This is a genomic window from Dyella japonica DSM 16301 (assembly GCF_001010355.1).
Lineage (GTDB): Bacteria > Pseudomonadota > Gammaproteobacteria > Xanthomonadales > Rhodanobacteraceae > Dyella > Dyella japonica.
In genome coordinates, this window is the sequence record NZ_JPLA01000135.1 from 1 (window position 1) to 902 (window position 902).

At 46.7% G+C, this 902-nt stretch carries 1 protein-coding gene; it reads left to right on the forward strand.

From position 1 onward, the window contains the following. On the forward strand, positions 1–211 hold a 211-nt coding region (locus Y882_RS20615; RefSeq protein ID WP_211259232.1), incomplete at its 5' end, for a hypothetical protein. Positions 212–902: the final 691 nt, after the last annotated feature.

Sequence of the window (902 nt, forward strand, 5' to 3'; positions counted from 1 at the left end):
ATCCAAAGGTATGCGCTTCAAAGCAGTCGGCCTCGGTATGTGTGCAATAACTGCAAACGACTACAACCTGAGCGGTGAAGCGAACGCGGCTGCCGCTGCGCAGGAACTACTCGACAACTACAACATGCAGAACAGGTCGCTTCAACTTAAAATACTTGGAGTTGGTACGCTTCCAGATAATACCTGGGCGGTACTATTAACTTGTAAATAACTTCTAACTGCATTATACAATCCGCGCCCTGTTGAAGTCCAACGGGGCGTTTTCGTTTTTGTACCCGCACCACCTCCCGCGCTACCCCGCTGACCACATGTTACTCACCCATAACTCCACCATTCGCGCTCTAAGAGCGTAAACCCTTCCTCCGTATATTACCATTGACACAAATATAGTCGCCTTATACGCGCTTACAGCGATGCACTCCCTGCGTCCCTGTACGCGATTTTGGGGCATTTTCACCCCTCACTGCCACCCTTACACCGATCCAACCGCTTTATCGCGCTACGTGCCCCGTTTTCGCGGCTATTTTCGCTTTATAGGCGACTCGCTACACCGATCTCAGCCACCCAACCTCACCGAAATGCCGGCTTTCACCGAAAAATCCGGCATTTATACCATAAAATAGAATCGTTTTCGGGCTACAAAATTTCAAACTCAAAAATCCGATTCGCTCCGAGAGTCACTTCAACAAAAATCGCTTGCAATCCACTTTTCTTTTGTGTTAGACGCACGGGCACGCATTATGCGCAGGCGCCAGGCTCTGCCCTGTCTACTGACGAGCCAAATTTATAAAGTTCATAAATTCGTATATTTTCGCGTAATATACGAAATGAAAGGAGGTAAGTGCATGAAAAATAAGGTAAAAATGTGTATATGTGTGTATTTATATAAATCTGTCTCTTAT